This window comes from Marinobacter sp. L-80, from assembly GCF_056859395.1.
The window spans coordinates 1-24,184 of the sequence record NZ_JBSXOI010000024.1 but is presented as its reverse complement, the minus strand read 5'-3'; the positions used below and the strand labels follow the sequence as shown (position 1 = coordinate 24,184).

17 protein-coding genes are annotated in these 24,184 nt (G+C 51.5%); 15 read left to right on the top strand and 2 right to left on the bottom strand.

The window, feature by feature from the left end; all coding sequences use genetic code 11:
* The first annotated feature begins 392 nt into the window (after nt 1-392).
* The 10 genes from AC13E3_RS00785 (at nt 393) to AC13E3_RS00740 (ending at nt 16,339) form a co-directional block, all read left to right on the top strand.
* Nucleotides 393-2,225 (top strand): AAA family ATPase, encoded by a 1,833-nt coding sequence (locus AC13E3_RS00785; RefSeq protein WP_092033944.1) that lies wholly within the window; start codon nt 393-395, stop codon nt 2,223-2,225.
* 17 nt (nt 2,226-2,242) lie between these two features.
* The gene (locus AC13E3_RS00780) at nt 2,243-3,094 is read left to right on the top strand and encodes a hypothetical protein (RefSeq protein ID WP_092033940.1); all 852 of its coding nucleotides are present in this window, start codon (nt 2,243-2,245) and stop codon (nt 3,092-3,094) included.
* Entirely contained in the window at nt 3,094-4,164 is a 1,071-nt protein-coding gene (locus tag AC13E3_RS00775; RefSeq protein WP_092033938.1) for a PDDEXK family nuclease, read from the top strand. Before AC13E3_RS00780 ends, AC13E3_RS00775 begins: the two co-directional genes overlap by 1 nt.
* Nucleotides 4,165-4,394: 230 nt before the next feature.
* Nucleotides 4,395-5,063, top strand: coding sequence for a vWA domain-containing protein (locus AC13E3_RS00770; RefSeq protein ID WP_092033936.1), 669 nt, complete (start codon nt 4,395-4,397; stop codon nt 5,061-5,063).
* Nucleotides 5,063-5,755: a PP2C family serine/threonine-protein phosphatase gene (locus AC13E3_RS00765; protein WP_092033933.1), complete on the top strand. Its 693-nt coding sequence runs from the start codon at nt 5,063-5,065 to the stop codon at nt 5,753-5,755. The genes AC13E3_RS00770 and AC13E3_RS00765 overlap by 1 nt, the downstream gene beginning before the upstream one ends.
* A 4-nt stretch (nt 5,756-5,759) precedes the next feature.
* On the top strand, nt 5,760-7,160 hold the full coding sequence (locus AC13E3_RS00760) for a protein kinase domain-containing protein (protein WP_092033930.1): 1,401 nt from the start codon (nt 5,760-5,762) through the stop codon (nt 7,158-7,160).
* Between the two features lie 6 nt (nt 7,161-7,166).
* Nucleotides 7,167-10,562, top strand: a complete 3,396-nt coding sequence (locus tag AC13E3_RS00755) for a DEAD/DEAH box helicase (RefSeq protein WP_092033928.1) — start codon at nt 7,167-7,169, stop codon at nt 10,560-10,562.
* Entirely contained in the window at nt 10,546-12,036 is a 1,491-nt protein-coding gene (locus AC13E3_RS00750; protein WP_092033925.1) for a hypothetical protein, read from the top strand. The genes AC13E3_RS00755 and AC13E3_RS00750 overlap by 17 nt, the downstream gene beginning before the upstream one ends.
* Nucleotides 12,036-14,495, top strand: coding sequence for an AAA family ATPase (locus AC13E3_RS00745; RefSeq protein WP_092033922.1), 2,460 nt, complete (start codon nt 12,036-12,038; stop codon nt 14,493-14,495). Before AC13E3_RS00750 ends, AC13E3_RS00745 begins: the two co-directional genes overlap by 1 nt.
* Nucleotides 14,495-16,339, top strand: coding sequence for a DUF2357 domain-containing protein (locus AC13E3_RS00740; RefSeq protein WP_139216073.1), 1,845 nt, complete (start codon nt 14,495-14,497; stop codon nt 16,337-16,339). Before AC13E3_RS00745 ends, AC13E3_RS00740 begins: the two co-directional genes overlap by 1 nt.
* A 186-nt stretch (nt 16,340-16,525) precedes the next feature.
* Here AC13E3_RS00740 and AC13E3_RS00735 read toward each other — a convergent pair whose 3' ends face one another.
* Nucleotides 16,526-16,690: a hypothetical protein gene (locus tag AC13E3_RS00735; protein ID WP_175497427.1), complete on the bottom strand. Its 165-nt coding sequence runs from the start codon at nt 16,688-16,690 to the stop codon at nt 16,526-16,528.
* 186 nt (nt 16,691-16,876) lie between these two features.
* Between AC13E3_RS00735 and AC13E3_RS00730 the strand changes: the two genes are divergently transcribed.
* From AC13E3_RS00730 to AC13E3_RS00710, 5 genes are all read left to right on the top strand, one after another.
* Nucleotides 16,877-17,476, top strand: a complete 600-nt coding sequence (locus AC13E3_RS00730) for an HNH endonuclease family protein (protein WP_092033919.1) — start codon at nt 16,877-16,879, stop codon at nt 17,474-17,476.
* A 104-nt stretch (nt 17,477-17,580) separates the two neighbouring features.
* A complete protein-coding gene (gmtY, locus tag AC13E3_RS00725; RefSeq protein WP_482901597.1) occupies nt 17,581-18,960 on the top strand; it encodes a gamma-mobile-trio recombinase GmtY in 1,380 nt (459 codons plus the stop codon).
* Nucleotides 18,950-22,771, top strand: a complete 3,822-nt coding sequence (gmtZ, locus tag AC13E3_RS00720) for a gamma-mobile-trio integrase GmtZ (RefSeq protein ID WP_482901596.1) — start codon at nt 18,950-18,952, stop codon at nt 22,769-22,771. The genes gmtY and gmtZ overlap by 11 nt, the downstream gene beginning before the upstream one ends.
* Nucleotides 22,764-23,399, top strand: coding sequence for a gamma-mobile-trio protein GmtX (gene gmtX / locus AC13E3_RS00715; protein ID WP_482901595.1), 636 nt, complete (start codon nt 22,764-22,766; stop codon nt 23,397-23,399). The genes gmtZ and gmtX overlap by 8 nt, the downstream gene beginning before the upstream one ends.
* Nucleotides 23,392-23,658, top strand: a complete 267-nt coding sequence (locus AC13E3_RS00710) for a hypothetical protein (RefSeq protein WP_011783462.1) — start codon at nt 23,392-23,394, stop codon at nt 23,656-23,658. The genes gmtX and AC13E3_RS00710 overlap by 8 nt, the downstream gene beginning before the upstream one ends.
* Nucleotides 23,659-24,105: 447 nt before the next feature.
* Here the strand turns inward: AC13E3_RS00710 and AC13E3_RS00705 are convergent, their stop codons facing one another.
* Nucleotides 24,106-24,174: a hypothetical protein gene (locus tag AC13E3_RS00705; protein WP_348295699.1), complete on the bottom strand. Its 69-nt coding sequence runs from the start codon at nt 24,172-24,174 to the stop codon at nt 24,106-24,108.
* Nucleotides 24,175-24,184: the final 10 nt, after the last annotated feature.

Below are 24,184 nucleotides of genomic sequence, written 5' to 3'. Positions count from 1 at the left end.
TCTGGTTGTGAAAGAGCATGCAGGTTAGACTTGGACATGGCGTATCATTCCTCTGTTGGTTGTGATCGTCGCGGTGATCAACCAACAGGATACGCCACCCCTTCAACCTGCTTCCATACACCAGAAATCACCATAACTCTTCAAATTACTTTCAGCGGTTATTCGAAAAAGAGGGAGTCCAATCGACGCGAGCATACCTTGGGATTACCCGCCAGAAAAATCTGCCCATCATGTTGCCGGGGATTCAGAAGCAGCACGAGTACGTGGCGATCGCCAACCAATTTAAAGGCATGATGGAGAAGGTCATATCTTCAAGCGCTGAGTTGCCTACATGTTTCGATTCTCTAAGTCAGAAAGCCTTTACGGGAAAACTTTAGATAAGGAGATCAGCCATGCGCTTAAAGTCCATAAAGTTGACGAATTTTCGAGGCTATCAAGGTACAACCATTGTGGCGGTCGATGAATCCATGACCGGTATTGTTGGCAGAAACGACTTCGGCAAGTCCACTGTTCTAGAGGCCCTTGCAATCTTCTTCGAAGCTGATGGTGCGAAAGCAGATAAAAATGACATGAACTGCTTTCGTTTAGAGGCAGGGGATACCCATTTCGAAATTGCCTGTGAATTTGATGAACTCCCAGACCGCCTGATTCTTGATGAGAATGTCGAAACTACTTTGGGCGATGAGTTGCTGTTAAACGAGGGTGGTTGCCTCGAGATTGTGAAGAGCTTCAAGGCAACCACATCGGGTAAGCCGGATAAAACCTATATCCGTTGCCAGCACCCCTCAGATGAGGCCTTGAGTAATTTACTGGGTACTAAAATGGCTGACCTAAAAGTGCTCGGAAGAGCACGCGGGGTCGAAGGAGACGTCGCTGATCAGAGAGTAGCGTCTCTCTGGCGCCGAGCCATTCGAGCAAGTGCACAGCCCCTTGAACTCATCGAGACCTTGGTTGATGTAGATAAAGGGCTGTCTACTGAAGGTAAGTCAGTCTGGGGGAAAATTCAGGACCAGCTCCCCACCTTTGCGTTGTTCAAGGCCGACCGAGAAAGCAGCGATGGCGATGCAGAGGCCAAGAATCCTCTGCAGCAAGCTGTGAAAGAGGCTCAGGCTTCTTTACAGCAAAGGATTACAGACCTGGAGGCGGAGATAGAGAACAGCGTGCTGGATGTTGCCTCACGCACGCTGGATAAACTGGGCGAAATGGCCCCAGAGCTGGCGAATGAGCTCACCCCCCGATTCAAGGATAAGCCGAAATGGACTTTTAATTTCACTTTGGACGGTGAAAACGGCATTCCCATCAACAAGCGCGGCAGCGGTGTTCGCCGGCTGATATTACTGAACTTCTTCCGCGCCGAAGCAGAAAAGGCTGTGGCGGGATCTGCGAGAAAAGTGATTTACGCCATTGAAGAGCCGGAAACATCTCAGCATCCGAATTACCAGATTATGTTGATGAAAGCCCTGCTTTCACTGGCAAACCAAGAGAATCGACAGATTCTTGTTACCACTCACGTTCCTGCGCTGGCAGGTTTGATCCCTGTTGGGGGAATTCGTTATGTGACCAAGGATGCTGACGGTGTGCCCGCAGTAAAAATGCCGAGCGAATCAGTGCTGAAAGAAGCGGCTGAGAGCCTCGGAGTATTGCCCGAGATGGGAATGGAGCGAGCCAAAGGCGTTGTACTGGTTGAAGGGAAGTCGGATGTGACTTTCCTGAGACACACTACAACGGTTTTGAAAGAGGCGGGCCACACGACTGCTGACTTGGATGACGCGCGGATAGTACCTCTTCAAACGGGTGGCAGTGGAAATGTAAAACATTGGGTAACCCACAAGTTGGCCGATGACCTTGGGCTGCCTTGGTGCGTTTTTCTGGACTCAGATATCGGCGGTGATCCTGCCCAGGTCAAATCCATTCAGAAACGAAAAGCTGAAGTCGAGGCTCAAGGGCGAGCTTTCTATTCAACAAGAAAGAGAGAGATTGAGAATTATCTCTGCCCAGACTTGATTAGAGTCGAAGCCAACGCCGTGGTTACTTACACGGATACGTGCGACGCGAAAAAGATCATTGGCAATGCTGTTGGGATGAAACCCGATGACGTGATTGATCGCTTTTGGCCAAGTATGAGCGCTGAAATGATCATCAGTTCTTCGAAATTCGAGGAGGATGGTGCTGAACGAGTAGAGCTGGTTGAGCTTTCTGAAAAAATCATTGCGCTGGTCAAATAGGAGTTGTTGAGACAGTGATGCGATTACCGATCCGGCACAACGGAAATTACATAGTCGAATTCGACAAGTTGACTGTTCATGGTCGGGAGGCCGCTGGTGGATATGGCCTTACCTTCGTGATGCGGGGCAATCGTCAACCTTGCCAGAGCAAAATGGTCATATTCGATAAAAGCCTTTCGGTCTCCCTGGCTGATCCGATAAGACCGCTATTGGTTTCCATTCCTTCTTCTGATCGCTTGATCAAGTGCCACGATTTTCCAAGTAATGAGCAGGTTGTATTTGAGACCGTACTCAATCGTGAACAGGTTAATGCCCTGGAGGATTACCGTCAGGAGAAAGATCTTAAATTGAACCTAGGGTTGAGGGCATTGGTTGCATCGGGCGATGAGCTGCTTTCGAGTTTTGATTGCACGGATATAGCCTTACCCAGAGAGCAATGGTTGGCTGCATTAAAAAATGCGGGCTACAGGAACACATTGCTGTTCGAGGTTCCGCTTCCGGCAACGTCTGAAGGTTTGGCATCTTTGATTTCAAAAGCTCAGGAGTTCATTGAAACTGGGCACTACAAAGATGCCGTTATGCAATGTCGGCACATTGTCGAACAGGTCGAATCCATGCGCGAGGATAAGCACTTATCAGCCTCTGCCAACAAGAGGGCACATTCCAGCGAACGGAAGGGCATGACCTCTATCGAGCGCCTGTTTAGCCTTCGAGAACAGCTCAAGAACATCTGCCATTTGGGTGCTCACGGCACTGAAGAATTCACCCGTTCTCAGGCGAAGGCGATTCTGGGTATGACCATGGCGTTGCTGTCGGAACCCACTGTGGGTTTTGCGGCCGGACAAGATCTGATTGAGGAGCAAGATTGATGGCAGTCCAGCACGGAATCTGGAAGATTGGCGATAAGCCCCAAACGCTGACGACGGTGACGCTTGAAAGCGAGTCACTACTCGAAGCGCAGATCACCAAAGACATCTCCATCCTCAGCGATCACTGGTTATTGATTGGTCGCCAAGTTTATACCGACTTCGGCAAGTACATTGATCTTCTGGCTATTGATGCCACCGGCTCCATCATCATTATTGAACTCAAGAAGGACAAAACACCTCGTAATGTGGTTGCTCAAACCATTGATTACGCCTCTTGGGTCGAAAACCTGTCTTCGGAGAAGTTTGTTCAGATTTATGCGGATTTCGCGGCAAATAATGGTCTGCCAGATCAGACCTTTGATCAGGCATTTAAAGCGAAATTCGGTGTGGCGCCAGTAGAAGATGAAATCAACAGCTCCCACCAGATGGTGATCGTTGCCGCTGAACTTGATGCGAGTACCGAGCGCATCATCAACTACCTCAACGATAAAGCCAGTGTCGCGGTAAATGCTGTTTTCTTTTCAGTGTTCCGTGACGGAGAGAGTCTGTATCTCAGCCGGTCATGGATGATTGACCCTGTGGAGACGGAAGAGCGCGCAGTCAACACAGGGCAGCGGGGTGAATGGAACGGTGAGTTTTACGTCAGCTTCGGAACCTACCCTGATGGACGGAATTGGCAGGATGCGGCGGAATATGGGTTTATTTCTGCCGGTGGCGGACGCTGGTACAGCAGAACCGTGTTCATGCTGAAACCTGGCGATAGGGTTTGGGTAAACATTCCGGGCACGGGGTATGTGGGTGTTGGAAAAGTATCTGGCCACCCGATGGTGGCGGACGAATTCATCAGCGACGATATGACTTTGCAGGGCGGATATAACCTGGCTTCGGAGTACGGCGAAGACGATGCGGAATATTTTGTGCCGGTGGACTGGCTTCACAAGGTTTCAGAATCCAACGCCGTCAACGAGGTAGGGTTGTTCGGCAACCAGAATTCTGTGGCCAGGCCTCGTGCGTCTAAATGGGATCACACGGTGACTCGGTTGAAGGAGCTTTGGCACATTTCGAAATAGGAAGCTGGGCACCCGAGTTTCGCAACGGGTGCCAGGCAGAGCACAAGGATGTGACGGTAAGAAAAATTACTCTTCAGTAAATAGTTCTACCTCTCACCCCGCTCGCATCAGAGCCTTCTTGTTTTAGATCGTTGAAAAATATCGATTTAAATTTCTGGCATGCTTCTCGCAATTAGACAAATAGAAAAGAATTCAGACGCAGAACTTTAGTAGCTTTAGGAGAAATACAGATGTCGGAACTCAAAAAATTCCAGGTACAAACCGCACGTCCGCTGCCAGTTATCGTGCTGGCGGATACCAGTGGCAGCATGTCGGTTGATGGCAAGATTGAAGCATTGAATCGCGGCCTGAAAGACATGGTCACGAGCTTTGCCTCCGAGAGCCGTCTTCGGGCGGAGCTTCAGGTTTCGGTCATTGCCTTTGGGGGCAACAACGCCGAGATGATTTTGCCACTCACCCCGGCCCATCAGATTGAGGGTGTCACGCAGCTAGAGGCTTCTGGCATGACGCCTCTCGGAGGTGCCCTGACCATCGCCAACGAGTTGATTGAAGACAAGGAAAGCATCCCTTCCCGGGCATACAAGCCGGTGGTGGTTCTTATCTCCGACGGCTATCCGAATGATGATTGGCAAGAACCGTTTCAACGTTTTGTTAATGGTGAACGTGCCGCCAAGGCAACACGGTTTGCCATGGCAATTGGCTCGGACGCGGACGAAGCCATGCTGGGCGATTTTGCGAATGACCCCGAAGCGCCGCTTTTTCGTGCGGAGAACGCGCGGGATATTCACCGATTCTTCCGTGCGGTCACCATGAGTGTTAATGCCCGCAGTCAGTCGGCTAAACCAAACCAGTCAGCTCCGCTGCAGATTCCCGCCGATGACGAGGACTGGGAATTCTGATGAGGCATTTAGCGGCCGGAGCATCGGTAAGGGGCCCCGCCCACGAACAGGATGGCTGCCCTAATCAGGATGCTCTTTCTGTGCGCGGGTGTGGCGGAGGTTGCTTTGTTGCTGTCGCTGACGGACTGGGTAGCCGCCCCCTTAGCCATATCGGTTCTCGGAGAGCTGTTGAGCTGGCTCGCGAGGTTGTTCTCGATCTGAAAATCTCTACCAGTGCCGATGTACCCGCGCAGTTGAGCCGAATATGGCGGTCTGCATTCGCGAATCGCTATGGCGATTATGAGACTACCTGCCTCTGGGCGTGGGTTGATGCTGATGGGCAGGGGCTCGTCGGGCAGGCGGGAGATGGCTTGATGCTTATCCGAAGCCAAGGCAAGTTCCGGGTTCTATCGGATCAGAAGGACGGGTTTGGCAATCAGACAACGACGCTTGCGCAGGCCGAGACCGAGGGTGCCGTCAGTGCTGATATCACACTGACCTCACCAGGTGACGGTGTACTTCTGATGACAGACGGAATCTCGGATGACCTTATCCCGGAGCAGCTTGAGCCTTTTTTCCACGCGATTTATCGACGCCAGAAGCACAGTAGCAAAAGGCGAATGAAGCGCTGGTTGGAGGCCGAGTTAAAACAGTGGTCCACGCCACGCCATGGCGATGACAAGACCATCGCAAGCATTTTCAGAATGGATTAAGCACATGAGCACGACAACCAAACCGAAAGCAGCCCGCTTTGTTCAGGATACTAAGGGAACTAGTTATCAGCTTGTTCAGGAAATGAGTCGAGGCGGGCAGGGTATTGTCTACCGCACCAACCATCCAGAGGTGCTGGTCAAAGGTTTCACCAATAAAGATGAACAGGCTATTGGACGATGGCGCCGGCACATCGAGTGGTTGGTTCGCCAGGATCTGGGGGCGCTCAAACTCTCCAGGCCTTTAATCATGCTCGCTCCGCCACGGAACGGCTACGTTATGGAGCTAATGGATGGGTTGGTTCCGTTGCAGAGTCTATTGGATAGCTTCATTGAGGCTGGGGAAGAAGCTTCGGAGGATTATCTCAAGCAAGGAGGGCTTCGCAGGCGCTTGCGTATTCTTTGCCAGCTAGCGCGTACGCTCAACCAGCTCCATGCCAGAGGCATGCTTTATGGGGATCTTTCCCCTTCCAATATTTTTGTTTCTGATGATGCTGAGCATGCAGAAACCTGGCTGATCGACTGTGACAACATCAGTCTCGAATCGCACAGTGGACTGACATTGCACACGGTTGATTACGGTGCTCCTGAGGTTGTTCGGGGCGACTCGTTGCTGTCCAGCCTCACTGACTGCTGGAGTTTCGCGGTCATTGCTTATCAGTTGTTGACGCACAATCACCCGTTCAAGGGCGACATGATTAATGATGGTGAGCCCGAAGATGAAGAGGCCGCCATGCGCGGCGAGCATCCCTGGATAAACGATTCTGAGGATTTCGACAACGAGTGTTCAGGCAACCTGCCTCTTGAGTTAGTCGACCATAGCCGTTTACCTGAGCTTTTCCGGCGTTGTTTTGAGGATGGATTGGCTAATCCGTCAGAACGCCCCTCCATGGCAGAGTGGCTAGAAGCTTTGAGCGAGAGCGATGAGCGAATGGTTCTCTGCCAGAGTTGTGGCGGACACAACCTTTTGCCGGCCGATTTTGATTGCGCTGGAGGGGCGGAGTGTTTTTTTTGTCCGGCAGCCATTGATGAAAACCTCGTGCTATTTGAGGAGTTTATTGTCCCTTCACAAGAAAACGAGTTTGTTCCAGAGACGGATGACTGGGTGTCCACGGGCAGGAAGGTTGTCCTGCAGCCCGGTGATAAACGTGAGCTCAAGAGGCTGATGCCAACATTTAGTTATGACCGCTGGCCTGAAGATCACCTGCAAGTGGAATATACGGAGCCTGGGCTAGGGATTCGTCCACTGCCAAATGGCACCGTTCATGTTCAGCGGGGGAAAACCGTAAAGCAGGTAGACAGTTACCAGGGGCTGAAAGAAAGCCTGCGGGGAAAATACGACACGCCTTATTGGATTCACATCGGTGAGCTGCAAGATCAGCACATCGTCTGGCAGTTCAGGTGGTGATGACTTATGGAGCTTAAAGATTTTCCGCTGTTTTCAGAGGACCTGCTTACCTTAACGAGTAAAGAAGACTTGAGCGGTTTTCAGTCCGGTCACAAGGTGCAGTTCCAGCCATACGATGATGACTGGATGGCTATTCAGGGCGATGCCTGCGTGATTATTAGCTGCAGCCCAGTTGATCGAGTGCTGTTTGAACGCCTTGTCCAGAGAGACCAGGTGCAATGGTTGCTCACGACAACGCGTAAAGGGCAGTTGCTTGTTCAGTATTGCGCGCCAGTTGAGGTTTCGCCCATGGGGCTGGAACTTGGCTTGGATGAGCTGATCCTTGACGACCTGTACAGCAAACAGGAAATAGTCGAAAGGGATGTTGACCTGGCCTGCCGTTGGTTTGAATCCCAGTTTGTGGTGGATGCGGAAGGTGAGCATTGGCTAACCCTTGCCAGGTTCTCGAATCGTGCTTCAAAAGGTGGTTTTCAGCTGCTGGGTGATGGGTGGCGCGCAGATGTAGAGCGACGAGATGACGGCGTCTTGCTGGTCAAGAGAGTTACCCGACATGTCCGGAAAAACAGTGCGTTCTCCTTACTGACCGGAGACTTCACTTTCGTGGATGCTTCTGTGGCGGCTGCATTAAACAGTGGCTCTCAACAGGCAATCCTGGATGCGACTTTACGAGATAACGAGAGTTATCTGGAGCTGTGGAATTTATACAACGACAAGGAGTGGCAGAACGCGCTTAAACAGGCAGAGACCCTGCGCTCTCTGAGGTTTGTAGACTTTGAGGCATTTGAGGATGGGCGAGAGAACGCCTGGCGCTTGATTCCGCGAACTCCCGATGATTATCGAGAGTTTCGTGACCGTTGGACGGGGCTCGATCTTCCTTCAAGCACACAGGTGGATATTGGGGTTAACCCACCGGATTGGACGGAGGAGTTGTCTACGGATGAAGCTCAGGGCAACGCTGCTAATACGCCGCGAGGCACGATTTTATTCAAGTCGGACCATTTGGTTTTTCGCCCCGCCTCTAATCGAAAAGCTGTTCGGCCACGAGAGAAGGAAGGTTGGCTGTACCTGTCACTGGCTGGTTACCGAACGGTAGGCAAGCGCCGGCTTACTGCCAAGCAATCCATTGATTCGGGAAAGCGTCTGCCACAGTTGAAATGGCTGCTTGAGGGTGTTGCTGTGCCCGCCGCCCGCCGCAGGAGAATTGATGGATTGACATCCTATGCAAAGGAGACTTTCAAGGGTGGAAATCCAACAGAGAAGCAGATCCAGGCTCTGGATGCCGCATTGAATACCCCGGATCTGGCGATCGTTATTGGACCGCCCGGTACGGGTAAAACGCAGGTGATTGCGGCTTTGCAAAGGCGCCTGGCCGAGGAGTCTCAGGATCAGAATCTGTCTGGACAGGTTCTGATAAGCAGCTTTCAGCATGATGCCGTCGATAACGCTTTGGATCGCAGTGATGTCCTGGGTCTGCCTGCCACACGGGTAGGGGGGAAGCGTGGTTCTGGTGACGAAGAAACTCTGATTGACCCGTGGTTGGACCGACAAACTAGCTATCTTCAGGAGAAAGTCGCGGCGGAGTACGAGAAGTATCCTGAGCTCAAAAAGATCAAAGAATTGTCTGAGGCTTTGGCCTTCATCCGGGTGGCCGGATATGAGCCGGATCGCCTTGCTGATGAGCTCGAGCAAATCTTGACCGGGGTAAGGGAACTTGAAGCCCATGGGCTCCTCGTTCCACCCGGCGTAGAGGCGCAACTGGAAGACTACGTAAGCGAATTACGTAGCAGTCATCACAGTACACGGAAAAAGGTAGGGCGCGATCCCTCTGTGCTCCGCAAAATCAGGTCTCTGAGGGAGACTGAGACTTCGTTTCAGGACGATGGCCCAGACCGAGCCTGGGATCTGCTGAGTTGGCTGAAACGAAATGATCCGCGAGCTGACGGTGAACTTCTCTCATTTCTGGAACATCTTGCTGACTCAGAGCAGACGGATGAATCAGGCCTGAAGCAGTTGGCGAGTTGGAAGAGCAGGCTTTTGGATCTCTACTTGCCGGACTACCGCCCCCCGGAGCTGAGATTCAGGGTTGATGAGAGAGGTCTTGAATTGCTAAACGAGCTAGAGAGGTTGATCGAGAGCAAGGTGCAGAAGCGTAAGCAGGGTGTTGCCTGGGTACTTGAGCAGCTCTCGGATAGCCTCAGCTTCGATCGTCAGGCAGCTCAATCCGTTGTGGATGAGTACTCCATGGTAGTGGGAGCCACCTGTCAGCAGTCTGCAGGGCAGCAAATGGCCAGTCTGAAATCGGTGGCCGGGTTTGATAGTTCTGAAATCGAATTTGAAACCGTCGTGGTCGATGAGGCTGCTCGGGCTAATCCGCTGGACTTGTTTGTCCCGATGGCGATGGCTAAGCGGCGCATTGTATTAGTAGGAGATGACCGGCAGTTGCCACACATGTTGGAGCCAAATATTGAGGGGCAGCTGCAGGAGGAGCATCAACTCTCGGAGCAGCAACTTGAGGCATTCCGATCCAGTTTGTTTGAGCGACTGAGAATCAAGCTTCAGGACCTTGAACGACAGGACACAAACCCGCGAGTTGTGATGCTCGATACCCAATTCCGAATGCACCCGGTTCTCGGCGATTTCGTGAGTCAGTACTTTTATGAATCGGCAGGGCTTGGGAAGGTTCACTCTGGTCGAAGCGCTGAGGACTTCTTGTTTTCAGACCGCTTCCTCAGTGGGATGAAAGAGCTGGGAAGTCATTATCGGGATCGTGTTTGTCAGTGGATCAATGTCCCGCCGGCAGAGGGAAAGGCAAGTAAGCGGGGGACGAGCCGCATCAGGGAGGCGGAGGCTGAACGAGTAGCTGATGAGGTCCGAAGAGTCATGGAGGCCGGTGGAGAGAGCCTATCGGTTGGTGTGATTACGTTCTATGCCGCTCAGCGGGATCTCATTATGGAGAAGCTGGCGCAGACCAGGATCAATGGAACGCCGCTGATGATGAAGCAAGAGAGCGGGTACGAGCCACATGACGATTTCAAATGGACGAGAAAGCAGAACACGGACGGGTCGTTCAGCCAGGAAGAAAGGCTTCGGGTTGGGTCGGTGGATGCCTTTCAGGGCAAGGAGTTTGATGTGGTTCTGTTGTCTTGCGTAAGGACCTACCAACCGATGCAGCCTTCAAAAGTTCAGGGGGCGGATGCTGATGAGCGGGAAAAACAACTGAACCGCCAGTTCGGGTTCTTGAGGTTACCAAACCGAATGAACGTGGCAATGAGCCGACAACGACAGATGTTGATATGCGTTGGTGATGCAGGCCTGGCAACCAATGCTGATGCCGAGGAAGCAGTCCCCGCTTTGGCCGGATTCTACCAATTATGCGGAGGTGAGTATGGCAGCTTTCGCTGAAAGCGGAACCTATCTGAAGTTCAGTAAACGTCCGAGGTCGGAATCTCGGTCAGTGTTATGGCCGGTCCTTGTGCATCGAGTCCTTTACCCGGAGCCTCGCCAGCCCGAGCTGAACCTTTTTCAGCGAGCAGTTCTTGGACTGATTAGGGCTAATCGCACTAAGCAGGCTGATATTGCCTCATTGACAGGCTTACACCCTGAACTGATCACCTTGATAGTCGCACAGGGTATCAGTAACGGTTGGTTGACGTCGGCTGCGGATAAGTTGACCGATAAGGGCCAAAGACTGCTGGATGACGAGGAAGACGAGTCTACTAACCTCAAAGCCGGTTTTCTGTTGCAGGATGCGATAACCGGAGACTTCTGGCCTCGAATGGTGACGAGGCTGGAGCAGGTCGAATCTGTCGACCCTCAAGCCAAGTTTCCGGAATTTTCCATCGAGAGGAAAACGGGCAAGACGTTTAGGCCTTTTCTTGCCAGAGCAAACAAACAGAACCTTCCCAGCCTCGATAACGATTTATTGGCTAGAGCCTACCGGGAATACAGAAAGGATTATCGCTCAAGCCAGCAATTGGGCGGACTGCAGGCCACATCTGAATATGTGCGTTTGCAAGGCGTTCAGCGCCTCGACGAATCCCCCGAAACGGCAAGAATTGTGGTTTGGGTGACCGGTGACGAGGAAGGTGACGAGCTTTGGTCGGTCAAAGATCCGTTTGGTCTGCGGGAAAATGCTTGGTGGCTTGAGGATGCTCTGAGGCAACTGCTGGAATCTGATACGAATCTTCGAACATACCTGGCGAAACTAATTGGAGTTCCCGAAGCCGGCACATTGACCAACGAGGAGTGGTTGCGAGAAATACAGAAGAGGACTGAGCTCGATATCTTGATTGAGTTTTCGTGGGTGGAATCACAGCCAGATATTAGACGGTACTTTGCGAGGTTATTGAAGTGGAGGCGAAAGATAGAGTCAGGCGTGGTTTGGGACTCAGACCTGGAGGCAGCTCTCGGCGATTGCCAGAAGCTTCTTGAGGTTGTCATGCAGTGGTTGATTAAGACTTATCCGGCAAATATTGGCCAGATGCCGAACTCTGGAAAGCCAGATTGGAGTTTGAATGAACGATTGTTAGGTGCTCTGGGGATTCCTTCTTTCAATAGCGGGGTTACTCGATCATTGGCGAGGCAGGATTTGCGTCAAGTAATCCGAGCATGCCAGAACCCAACTAGTTCTCTCAAGGCGCTACTGTTTGCGGCAGGAATGGGAGCTTTAGCTGACGATCAGCATCCCCTCAAGGTCCTGTCAGACGAGGATTTGCAGATAGCAAAACTGTTAAAGCTGGCGGATCTTCGCAACCAGGGTGGTCACGCACAAAGTCGCTTTAACAAACGGAAGATCGAAGAGATTTCTCAGGAATCAGTGATCGACAACATTGAGTACGCAAAGAATTTCACGGAATGCTTTAAGGATTGGATGTAATGGCTAAGAGAAATGGAAATAAGCGCAGCTCAGCTCAAGGAGTGCCAGATAAATCAGCAGGTTCAGCTCGTCAGGCACCGTCACTAGAAAAATATATCCCGATGTGGACGGCTTCGTTCGAGAATGCGTCAAAGGTATACCAATCCTTTGGCTCCAGCATGGATATTGATGTTGACCAAGAATGGCTTGGGAAAGTACTGGATACATTACAGAAGGCTGACGACACGGCTCCCGTCGTCCGATGGATAGAAAGATTCGCGGATGTATGTAAAGAGCTTGGCAAGTATCAGGAGAGGCTCAATGATGAGTATCTCGAGCGATGGGAGCAGGCCAGTAAATTGGGCGAGGACAATGAGGCTGAGAGAAAGCGTCTTGAAGACGAAGCCCAACTCATCGAGGAAGAGCGGGTCTCCATGGAGCAGCGGACTGCTGGATTGGATGAGGCCGAGCGCCAGGTGGCCACCAAGAAGAGTGAGCTACTGAGTACGGAGCGATCCCTGAAGCAGAGAGAGGCAAACGCCGAGGCAGGATTTGCCGAGCAAAATGAGAGATCTCTTAAACAGCTTGAAGCACAGCAGCAGCAGTTGGCGAGGCAGAGAGAGGCTGATCTTGAAGAGCTGCAAAATCGGAAGAGGGCTTTAGCCGATGAGATCAGGCAAGCCGAGATGCAGCTGTTGGAAATCAAACATAGTTGCTCGGAGGCGGAGGCCGAGCGCACGAGACTGCTTGATCAGCGCGAACAGGAGCTTGGTCAGGAAAAAGCCAAACTGGAACGAGGGCGCGGCAGACTGGAGCGGGAGTGGGCGGAACTTAAATCTTCCCAAGCTTTAATCAAAGAAGAGGTCGCGACCGAATTGGAGCAAGAGCGGGCTGGATTCGAGCGGCAGCTCGAAAAAATTTCAGTACAACGTGATAAAGCTTGGGATCAGACCCAGGAATTGAAAGAGCGATTGTACGATCTGCAAGAGCTTAGCAATGCCCTAGGCGAGAGAACTCCGGATGAAATTCTTGAGGGCCTTGAAAACCTGAAAAGCGAAAATAGGGACCTCAAGAGGAAGCTTGAAGAATCTGACACCGCAGAATTGCAGCGTGATAACCAGTATTTACGTGACAAAGTTTCGGATCTTGAGCGAGATATCGCTGCCCTGCGCCCGGACCTTGACGAAGCTCGTCGGGAATTGAGTGTCAAGCGCGTGGCGGCGACGGAGCTTGAGGCCATCGCCCGCGAAAAGCGTGTTCTTGAATCGCATAAGAATACTTTGTCCGTTCACATTGACGATCTTGAGAGTCGCATCGATCAGTTGACCAATGCGCAAAAGGCGAAAACATCCTTCCCAGCGATGTCGCATATGGACGCTGATAAAGCCTTCCAGGCGAGTATCGAGCTGGAACATGTGCCAGATTTGAAGAACTTTGCTGATGAACTTCGGCACCGGATCGCCCGAGCTGAGAAGAATGTGGAGTTGTTTTATCCCATCGAGGATATCCGACTTCTTCTCGGTGGCTTAGCGATGAGTCAGTTGCATGTGTTCCAAGGGATAAGTGGTACCGGCAAGACCAGTCTTGCAAAGGCCTTCGCGAAGGCGATGGGTGGTTTCTGTCAGGACATAGCGGTTCAGGCCGGGTGGAGAGATCGGGATGATTTGCTGGGTCATTTTAATGCGTTTGAGCGCCGCTTCTATGAGAAGGATTGCTTGCAGGCCTTGTATAAGGCACAGACCCCTCACTGGCAGGATACCTGTAACGTAATCCTTCTCGATGAGATGAACCTATCACGTCCTGAACAATATTTTGCGGAGTTTCTATCCGCTCTCGAAAAGAATAACCCTGACGAGCGATTGATTAGTCTTTCGGAAACGGCGTTGCCCGGGGCTCCCGATATGTTGAGAGACGGTCGTCAAATTCTCGTTCCGAAAAATGTCTGGTTTATTGGCACGGCAAACCACGATGAGACGACGAATGAGCTGGCAGATAAGACATACGACCGCTCCCACGTAATGACGCTACCAAAGCAGGACCACAGCTTTGAGATCCGGGATTATCAACCTGCGAGCTACTCGTTCAAGTCGTTACAAAACGTCTTCGATAAAGCCTGTAAGGAGCATGCACCTTCGGTCAAAAGTTTGCTGGGTAAGTTGACGGATAACGAATTCACTGGACAGCTTGAGAGTGATTTCGGCTTGGGTTGGGGCAACCGGTTCGAAAAACAGGCGCTGAGGTTTGTTCCGGTAATGATGGCATCTGGAGCAACTCGTGGAGAGGCTTTGGATCATCTGCTCGCAAGCAGGGTAATGCGCCAGGGCAAGGTGACTGGTCGCTTTGATGTAAATGCAGACTCGGTCCGCAAATTAATGGCGTCTTTGGAGGCATTCTGGAATCAATCGGGCTTGGAAAGTGCACCGATTACGTCGTTGGAGCTGCTAGAGAAAGACATCAAGCGCAAGGAAGGTGGGTTTTAATGTGGGTGGATCGGCTGACAGGCCAACGTATTGGGCATTTGCCCGAAGTTATTGAATCCGGCCGTTACCTAACTGGAACGAAGGTGGGTGATCAAACCAATGTGAATGCAGTAGCGAGTAAACTCTTGGTCGACGATGGTAGCGACATCGCCCTCGTCGATGGCCAGAGGAAATCCTTCAGGCTGCCCGCCAAGGTTTTAGCCCAGAAGGTAGAATTATTCGAGCGCATACTAGATACGATTGATTCAAGCATCGAAAATGAGGATGAGTTGGTCTCTCCATTGATGCCTGAGGGCGTGGTCAATGAAGATAGCCATCTGAACTCTTTCGACTCGAAACTGCTTAAGATTCTCGAGGCAGGGCACCTTCATCAGATATCGATGAGGCCAAGACTGGATCTTCACTATGAAGATGAAGTCACAGATGTCGCAAGAGCGAAGAGATTGGCCAAGGGGGCGCTGGTTCACCTCGCGTCGCATTCTGAATGTTGGCAACGTCAGACCTTGTCCGGAGTGATACCAAAGAGAGTCAAGGCCCGGTTCAGCGAGGATGATTTTAATATCTACGAGAACCGAGTTTACGCACGGTTGCTCGACAAGATAGAACAATACCTGAGTAAACGTGTCAGTACGCTACGGCAGTTGCAGTCTGCTGTTAGCGAGGCTTTGGAGTTCTACGGAGCTAATGACCTGCATCATCGCCTGACCCAGGAGATTTGCAGGCTCTGGGGGAAGGCCTTTACGCAGGATTCAACCAGCAAAGCGTCCGAACAGCTCGCGAAGACGCTTGAGCAGCTAGAGAGTGCACTGGGAATAGTCCGTGGCCTTAAGCAGCGAGGCCTTTACCTATTGGTGAGTCGCGCCGCACAGATCGGAGATGGGCTCCATCTTACGAATATTCTGAGCCATGATCAGCATTACCGCCATTTACCGATCCTTTGGAACGAATTGAGGAATGTCATTGGTGGCAAAAGACCAACGCCTGAGGAACGAAGAGAGCGAAATGAGGGACTGAATCGGACGTATTCGAGATATGCCGGTCTTGTTCTTCGCCATGCTTTGACCCCTTATCTCGGAACTGAGTTTTCATCCAATTGGGCGGGTCTTAATCTCAAGCTTAGACAGGTGGGCCTTGATTGGCAGTTACTTTTATCACTAGATGACTCGAACAGAGCAGAGCGAGTTCTGCTTGAGGTTGTACCTTGGATGGGATTGGGCGACCGCCCGGAGGGCTTTCCAGCTGAGCAGAATGATGAGCGCCTTTCCGCGAGGATATTGGCTTGGCCAAACTTGAGTGACGATCGTTTCTACTCCGGTGAAGCTGCTTCCGATAGCGCATGGGTGCAGTTATCTCCATTCGATCCGTATGGCGTCGAGAGATTTGGTCGTCTGGTTGATCAGCTACTGCAGAGAGAGCTGGTGTTTGGATACGGTCGCCCAATCATCAAGGTGCCAACCAGGTCCCTAGAGGTGGCAGAGAGCGTTAAAGGGCTGGCGGTAAGCATGGAAAAACACCAAATCAGAGTTCTTGAGGCTTTGTCCCCGGTAGATCTTTCAAATGTGGAACGTTCACTGGCAAGCGAAAATGCTGCGGCACAAGCTTCTGATCTTGGTCGGAGGCACCAAGAGATTGTGGCGCTCCAGAAATGCCCGGTTTGTGCCGGATCCGTTAAAGTTATTCATCAAAAACCTAGTGGATTTGTTGCTGACTGCGGTTCTTGTAAGACGAAACGGTATCTTCGGAGCAATGGGGCAGGGCTGGAATATGAGCAGAGTCTCGCTGGCTTAAGTGAATTTAGGTTGGTCGGTAGGCGTAGTTTTTTGTTTCAGATACGAGAGCAGTAGAGTGATCTATGCGGCAGAAGTGTGCTGCCCTGACTCAAAAGCGAGTTCCTATTGCAAACCATGGTTTTAAAAAAGCTTGTAAAAACAATATCTCGAACGCTTATAAGAGCAGTATGCGATAGGCGCCTGGCGGAAAAGGATCTAGGATCGGAACCTCATATCCTCGTCGTTCGATGGGATAACAAATTAGGGGATGCCATAGTGAAGTTGCCCTTCGCCGGTCAGCAACACAAAGAGTGGCTGCAAATCCATCACAATTTGAGACCAACCGAACACCATCAAACTGAATCCACCTTGAAGGAGGGCTTTAATGACGATGCCGGGCCCCATATGAAACGGCGTAAATGGCATTCCATGCTCCTATCTTTTATCGACGACACAATCTGTCGTATGAAACCTGTAACTTTCCGGGTTGAGAGTGTATGCCACGTTGGCAACGTTCACGAATCTGCGTAGCGTGGCAGCAATACGATCAGGGAGATGTATCAGGCACAAGGACGAGCCAGAAGCGCCTAATGAGGGTAGTAGGGGTAGCAAATGGTTCTGCGGGGCAGTTGTTGGAAGCCTGGTTGGTTTCTATGTCTGAGTTTTGTTCTGGCGTTCTCAGTCCACGCTGATCTGATCAAGCGGTCGAGTAGTGGTCTCTGTCATCCACCTGAGAGTGCCTGGTATGACCGAACCAAAAACTATGAGGCCTATGAAACGCTCGATCTTTGTCTTGCCGAAGGCGGCAGGTTGCCAAGCGGGGTTTCGGTTCCTGGGGCTAGAGCTGGTGGCGATGCAGATGGCTACGACCGGTCTGAATTCGGTCACGGCTGGGATGATAAAGACGGTGATTGTCAGGACAGCCGTGCCGAGGCGTTAATTGCCACCTCCACCACGCCTGTGCGTTTTGCGGATGACGAGCGCTGTCGAGTCGTGTCAGGACGGTGGATCAGTCCCTTCACGGGTAAGGTGATTCAGAACGCTTCCAACATCGATATTGATCATGTGGTGCCGCTGGCCTGGGCCTGGGAAAGAGGAGCAAATGAATGGTCGCGCAGCGAGCGTGAACGATTTGCCAATGACCGAAGGAATCTCTGGCCAGTAGAAGCGAGCCTGAATCGATCCATTAGTGGAATAGAAAAAATATCCTAAAAAGCATCAAAAACCTATGCCAGAAATCGAAATCTGGTTTTTCTTGAGCATACATGCATATATAGTGGAATTACGAACATACTATTTTACCAATTGGAAATTGCGTGCTGAACAGCGTCTGTATAGAGGCAAATATCAAAGTAGACAACACGGGGACGAAGATAAGTCTTCCGGTGATCGTCACCCAAGATGGTTTGCTGAAAAGTTATTTGGATTATTTGATCGTTCATCGATACAAATCTCGGAGCTGGAAAGACAGGAGCGCGTTTGCGGTTCGACTCCTCATCGATTACACGAATCAGAATAAAGACTGCTTTGAAACTCCTCACCAACTGTTTCAGGAGTTTTCAAACAGCCTCTACACCGGAACGATTGGCGAGGACGGTAGCGATCCGAGTTGGCTGCGGTGGAAACCACGCGAGGATAAGGACGCGAACTTTCTAATCAGCCTGATAACACAATACACAGACTGGCTCTCTGAGCAGTATGAAGAGAAAAAGCTTCAGATAAACCCAACGGTGAAACCGACTCGTTACGAGGAGTGGATGGGCCTCGCAGCCTTCTACCAAAAGAAACGGCGGGCTTTTCTTTCCCACCTTTGGGCTAACAAACCAGCCCCTGCTTATTTCCGGAAGGTTATGCCCAGGACGGTGTCGCGTTCTAACGGCAGTGAGGGTAAGAAAAGCTTTCCTCCTGGACGAATTGACGACCTCTTGTGGAATGGCCTTACGCGATATGGCTTTGAAACGAGCGACGTAGTTTATGAGCGCCTGGACCTGAAGAATGTGCTCATTACCATGCTGATGCATTACGGCGGACTCAGGCTCAGCGAGTGCTTTCACCTTTGGGTAGAAGATGTCGTGCCGTGGGAGGACGGAACCGCACTGGTCAAAATTTTTCATCCCGATAAAGGGCGGCCCCGTCCAAACGGCCCCAGCAGGCGCGAAGAGTTGCTCAACAAGTATGGGATGCAACCGCGATTTGAATATTCGAAATCCCATACGCTGCATGCAGGTTGGAAAGCGCCCAAAGAGGACAATGAAAGTCGCCACTTTCTTCAGGTTTGGTGGTTTCCAAGAAGTGCTGGTGAAACCTTTAACGACCTTTGGCGGCTTTACCTGACCTACCAGCGATACCCCGATGGCGGTAAACATCCGTTTGCATTCACGACGCAATCAGGCGCTCCGCACTCAATCAAAGGCTATAACCAATCGCTTAAAAGAGCCGTTGAGAGAATTGGTTTACCGTTTTCAAAAGAAGCGGGAACGACAGCACACGCCCACCGACACTCGTATGGGCAAGCTCTGGCTGATGCAAACGCTGATTCTCTGATCATTAAAAACGCCCTACACCATAAATCGATAGAAAGTCAGCAGGTCTACACCGAACTCACTGATAAGCAGATGCGTGCGCATTTGAGCAGATTGTCGCCCGAGCACGGCTTAATTTCTCCAATCAAGAAAGGACTCACTCATGGCAACTAAGTACGCCACGCTCGCCGAAGCCTCAGAAGCCGCTCAGCGCTTGGAATTCAAAACGCAGCCGGAATACAAGAAGGGCTACAAACAAGATCCGAAGCTGCCAGCAAATCCCAACCAACTCTATGCCGGAGATTGGGATGATTGGTATAGCTTCCTTGGCACTGAACACCCCGGTGAGAAGTACGCCACTGTCGCCGAGGCGTCCGAGGCCGCTCAACGCTTGGGATTCGAAATAAGAGATGAATACAACAAGGGCTACAAAAAAGACCTGAAGCTGCCAGCAGCTCCCGACAAACACTATGCCGAAGATTGGGCTGATTGGCCCAACTTCCTTCGCAATGAGCGCCCTAGAGAAAAATACGTGACGCTCGCCGAGGCGTCCGAAGTCGCTCAGCGATTGGGCTTCAAAACACGCACCGAATACCATGAGGGCTACCAAAAAGACCCGAAGTTGCCATCGAATCCCCAACGAAGTTATGCCGGAGAGTGGGATGATTGGTATAGCTTTCTTGGCGTTGAGCGCCCCGAGAGGTACGCGGCGCTTGCCGAGGCGTCCGAAGCCGCTCAGCGCCTGGGGTTCAAAACGCAGCAGGAATACTATGAGGACTACCAAAAAGACCCGAAGCTGCCATCACAACCCTCTGTTTTCTATGCCGAAGATTGGGATGATTGGTATAGCTTCCTTGGCACTGAACGCCCCAGTGAGAAGCACGCCACTGTCGCCGAGGCGTCCGAAGCCGCTCAACGCTTGGGGTTAAAAACACAGGCGGAATACTATGAGGACTACCAAAAAGACCCGAAGCTGCCAGGTTCTCCCAACGACTTTTATGCCGAAGATTGGAGTAGTTGGTACAACTTCCTTGGCACTGGACGCCCCGATGGGAAGTACGCAACGCTCGCCGAGGCGTCCGAAGCCGCTCAGCGCTTGGGATTCAAAACGTCCACAGAATACTTTAAGGGCTACAAACAAGACCCGAAGCTGCCACGCCATCCCGACGGAATGTATCGCAGAAATTGGGCTGATTGGTACAGTTTTCTTGGCAATGAGCGTCCCAAAGAAAAGTACGCGACGCTCGCCGAGGCGTCCGAAGCAGCCCAGCGCTTGGGATTCAAAACACAGAAGGAATTCTACGAGGGCTACAAACAAGACCCGAAGCTGACAGTAAGTCCCTTCGACTTCTATGCCGAAGATTGGGATGATTGGTACAGCTACCTTGGCATTGAGCGCCCCGTTAAGAGGTACGCGACGCTCGCCGAGGCGTCCGAAGCCGCTCAATGCTTGGGGTTAAAAACAGGTGCGGAATACTTCAGGGGCTACGAAAAAGACCCGAAGTTGCCATCGCAGCCGAATAAAACTTATTCCGAACATTGGATATCTTGGCCTCACTTCCTGGGCAACGAAAACGCCATTAATCGAGAACTGACCAGCAAATACCCCGAGTTTTGGAAAGCCATTCAGTGTTATGTAGAGGCTGGTACAGGCCAATCCAACAAATACTCACATTTGAGAGCACTCCTTAGATTTTACGTGGACAAGCTGGGCTTGGTTGACGACCCGGGAGCCATGCTGTCAAGGGATATCCCGTTTGATGAGCGAGCGTACGAAAACTTCATAAATGTCACCGCAGATACTGTAAAAAAACCACGGCATAACGCCTGTTCCGCTTTTTTCGAGTGGATTTTGGAGACTTATTGCTCTGACGAGGACGAGAACGGTGAGTTGATAGTTCTGCCCGGCTACCGCAATCCTCTTAGAACCGTTCTCAAGGGTTTGTTAGATCAGTTACCCAGTTACAAGCGCAGTGAATCAGACAAGCCTCCATTGCCCATGGATGCCATTGTACGAGCCAAGCAGCATCTGATTCCGCTAGAGGCGACGTCGTTTCGCGATCTCTATCAATTGCATCCCTTCCTCGAAGACTGCTGGTTCGGGGTTGATCCACAGTTAATTGATGACAATGACCCAAACTGCATTTATCGAGTGGTCAAAAAAGAGCGGAAGCGAGGTCGCAAGCGCTATTTTGAAGAGATGCACGAGTTATGGTCGCCCGTAAAAATTGTCGCAAACTACACATTGCTATCCATTCCGTTGCGAGGACAGCAAATCTGTTGGCTCGACAGCGGAGAGGGAGATGAATTCGTTCCGTTATGGCGTGATGGGAAGGTTCACTGGATCGAAAATCCAAGTCCGCTTGCGACCCGAAAGCGGAATAAGGGCTTTATTCAGAAAGGGAACAATGACGGTGAGTTGAGCGCCTACATCACGACGAACAAAACCGGAAAGAAATTGGGCGGCTACGATATTCCGTTCATGCCGGAAGATCTGGCGTATTGGATTATCCAGCTTCGGGAGTGGCAATCCAAATACAACCCAATCGAAGAACTGACACTGTGGACGCAAATCAACCCGCAGCAAAGGATACACAAAGACATCCTCAAAAGGCGCGGTAAACAATCGTTCCTGTTCCGCGACCCGGCCTCACACGCCTGTGATGAGAAGGCGTCGCCCATGCGTACGACAACCGCGTTTACACGAACCCTGCCTGCTCTGTTGTTCCATAGTCAGAGGCCAGGCGCGGACCTCGCTGAGAAAATCGAAAAAAAGAGCAGCGTGGATTACAAGAGCCAATTTACACCTCATGCTCTCCGCGTCAGCCTTATCACTGCCTACATTGTCGACGGCAGAGCGCCCATAGCCGTGATTTCAAAGCTGGTTGGTCATTCCTCTCTGGTGATGACGATTTACTACACAAAGGTAGGAGCCAGCAAAATGCGGCTGGAGATAGCGGCGGCTGAAAAACGGGCACTTGAGCAGAGTCATTATCGTTACGAAGACCTCATCCTCCAGAAGAAAATCGAAGAGGCGCGTCCGGAATTAATCGCCACAGACCGAAGCATCATGGATCAGTGTCTGACACCTAATTGGCCCTCTGGAGCCTTCCAACTTATGAGTTTCGGAATCTGCCCCATGAGCGGCAACAAGTGTGACGAAGGTGGCATGGCACTGGTTGAGCGGAAGGTTGAAGCACAGTACGCGCCCGTGCCCAATGGCTACCTTGGGACTCGAAATTGTCCCCAGTGCCGCTTCTTCATTACCGGCCCGGCGTTTCTGGGCGGTTTGTCGGCCATTGCCAACGAAATCATTCTGGAAATCAATGTCACCCGCAATGAATACCACGAACTCGAAGAAAAAAGGCAGACGCTCGATGACGAGCGGTACGATGCCGAGTCTTCGGGACAGTTTTTTGGTAAAGAGCGAACGCTGAAAAAGATCACCTCGGCGTATGAGGAAAAAGCCAAAAAGCTCGACATGCTTCTCACGGATCTCCAGCACTTATACCGCCTGATTTCTCAATCTACCGAACTGCTGAAGACCTCCGAGACAGGCCAGCACCAGCTGATCGTCAGCGGCAATTACGTGGAAATGGAGATGCATTTGGAGGAGCAAAGCAGCGAATTTCGGTTGCTCGCTGAGGTCTGTGCCAACGCTGAGATTTACGAGAGCGCCAGTGCCTCCAGAGCACGCCCCCTGCTCAGTCAGATGCTCGACAAATTGGCGGACACCAATGGGATTGCACCCGCGATATTTCGGTTGACCGAGGATCAGCAGCTCAAAGCTGCCAATCAGGTCGTCCGGCTGATTATGCAAGTGACACAGAATAACTGGCACGTCGCTGACCAGTTGATCAATGGGCAAATCACCTTGGAAGATCTCGCCGAACCACTACAGCTAGGTGATGTGCGCCAAGAGATCGAGTCAGCCATGAACGGGTCTTTGAAATTCCCGCTAGAAATCGAGAGCTGCAATGAGTGAACCGAACGAAGTCTACGAGGCCATACTGGGCCAACTGAAAAATTCTCGTTCCAGGAAGTCCCTGGAGGCCCTTCACGCCGTTTGCAAGGAACATCATGAGTCAGGCTCGGTTGATTTCAAAATCTCAACGATTGCGAAGCTTGGGGCCAGTCGTGGCGCTCCTAGCGAGCAGACCATCCGAAACAAAACCGGAGAACATTATAGAGCGGTCATTGAGGCTTGGCAGGCGCTTGGAGACCAGAAAAAGAAAGCGATCAAAGCACAGACCACGCCCTCGGGCGAGTACGATTGGGTTGATGAGGTAAGCAATAAAACTCACCGCTTCCTCATACTCGACCTGATTTCGAAGGTCCGTAAATTGAGGGCCGAAAATAAAAGGTTTGCATCGATCAAGAAATTGGAAATTGACTACCGAGCGGGTGCTGAAGACAAATCTGAATCGAGGTTACCGAGCCTGTTGAGTCACGAGATTGATGCATTGAGAGACGCCATCTCTGAGGAGTCCCTTAAATTAAAGGGCTGGACTAAAACAGAACGCGGCAGCATCAAGGACCAAAACGGCAAGGTTGTCCTCAGAAACGGTTTTGTGGATGCCCTTGAAAAAGCGTTGAGTATCGGGAATGACTAACGGACAAGAAAAAGCTCGCGAAAACCTTGTTGCCTTTCAGCGTTGGGCCGCTACGAAAACCGATGACGATTTAAAGCAAATCGTCTTTCGGGGCCAGCTAAACCGTGGCGAAGTCGCCAACGCTATCGGTATCGGAGAGAGCGCCGTGCGCCAGAATCCGGCGATAAAATCGCTGGTCCTTAAATACCTCGGGCGAATCGCCGCTTGCGGCGAGAGGGCAGAGCCCTCAATTGAAATCGAGGCTACGTCCGTTTTTTGATAAGAAGCGGACCTTTTTTGTCGCCGAGATTCCGGGAGATTAAGCACGCTGAGGTCGCAAAGCGAACATTCAGACTAGGGGTAATCGGGATAGGGAGGCACCTCACGATGCCCCTCCTCCCACATCACCGGGCATACGGATCACGTACCACGGCGATTCAGTGACTTGATTCAACCCGTTACCGTACTGCCAGCTCCGGCAGTCCATAGCTCCGGAACAATCGGGCCGGTAAGGCTTGTCGCAGTGCCGGCGAATGACTCAGCCGCCACGGGCCGTGAGCTGATTTGGCGGTGTTCCAAGCCAGTCTGACCGGGACGCCCCGCTTTCTCAGTTCACGATACCCTCTTCGGCCCCATTGCTTCCACACGTAACTTCTCATTCTCCGCTGTCAATGGCCATTTATTTTGACCCACCTTTGGCCAATAAAATTGACCCACCTTTCATAGTCTAGCTTGTTGTCTTCTGCTTCAGCCGATAGCTTTCTCCTCCCAGCATAAAGATGTGTGAATGGTGGATGACCCGATCA

Excerpts from the sequence above, each read along its gene's own strand:
- AC13E3_RS00785 (WP_092033944.1), top strand. The coding sequence starts at position 393 with ATGCGCTTAAAGTCCATAAAGTTGACGAATTTTCGAGGCTATCAAGGT.
- AC13E3_RS00780 (WP_092033940.1), top strand. The coding sequence starts at position 2,243 with ATGCGATTACCGATCCGGCACAACGGAAATTACATAGTCGAATTCGAC.
- AC13E3_RS00775 (WP_092033938.1), top strand. The coding sequence starts at position 3,094 with ATGGCAGTCCAGCACGGAATCTGGAAGATTGGCGATAAGCCCCAAACG.
- AC13E3_RS00770 (WP_092033936.1), top strand. The coding sequence starts at position 4,395 with ATGTCGGAACTCAAAAAATTCCAGGTACAAACCGCACGTCCGCTGCCA.
- AC13E3_RS00765 (WP_092033933.1), top strand. The coding sequence starts at position 5,063 with ATGAGGCATTTAGCGGCCGGAGCATCGGTAAGGGGCCCCGCCCACGAA.
- AC13E3_RS00760 (WP_092033930.1), top strand. The coding sequence starts at position 5,760 with ATGAGCACGACAACCAAACCGAAAGCAGCCCGCTTTGTTCAGGATACT.
- AC13E3_RS00755 (WP_092033928.1), top strand. The coding sequence starts at position 7,167 with ATGGAGCTTAAAGATTTTCCGCTGTTTTCAGAGGACCTGCTTACCTTA.
- AC13E3_RS00750 (WP_092033925.1), top strand. The coding sequence starts at position 10,546 with ATGGCAGCTTTCGCTGAAAGCGGAACCTATCTGAAGTTCAGTAAACGT.
- AC13E3_RS00745 (WP_092033922.1), top strand. The coding sequence starts at position 12,036 with ATGGCTAAGAGAAATGGAAATAAGCGCAGCTCAGCTCAAGGAGTGCCA.
- AC13E3_RS00740 (WP_139216073.1), top strand. The coding sequence starts at position 14,495 with ATGTGGGTGGATCGGCTGACAGGCCAACGTATTGGGCATTTGCCCGAA.
- AC13E3_RS00735 (WP_175497427.1), bottom strand. The coding sequence starts at position 16,690 with ATGCCATTTACGCCGTTTCATATGGGGCCCGGCATCGTCATTAAAGCC.
- AC13E3_RS00730 (WP_092033919.1), top strand. The coding sequence starts at position 16,877 with ATGGTTCTGCGGGGCAGTTGTTGGAAGCCTGGTTGGTTTCTATGTCTG.
- gmtZ (WP_482901596.1), top strand. The coding sequence starts at position 18,950 with ATGGCAACTAAGTACGCCACGCTCGCCGAAGCCTCAGAAGCCGCTCAG.
- gmtX (WP_482901595.1), top strand. The coding sequence starts at position 22,764 with ATGAGTGAACCGAACGAAGTCTACGAGGCCATACTGGGCCAACTGAAA.
- AC13E3_RS00710 (WP_011783462.1), top strand. The coding sequence starts at position 23,392 with ATGACTAACGGACAAGAAAAAGCTCGCGAAAACCTTGTTGCCTTTCAG.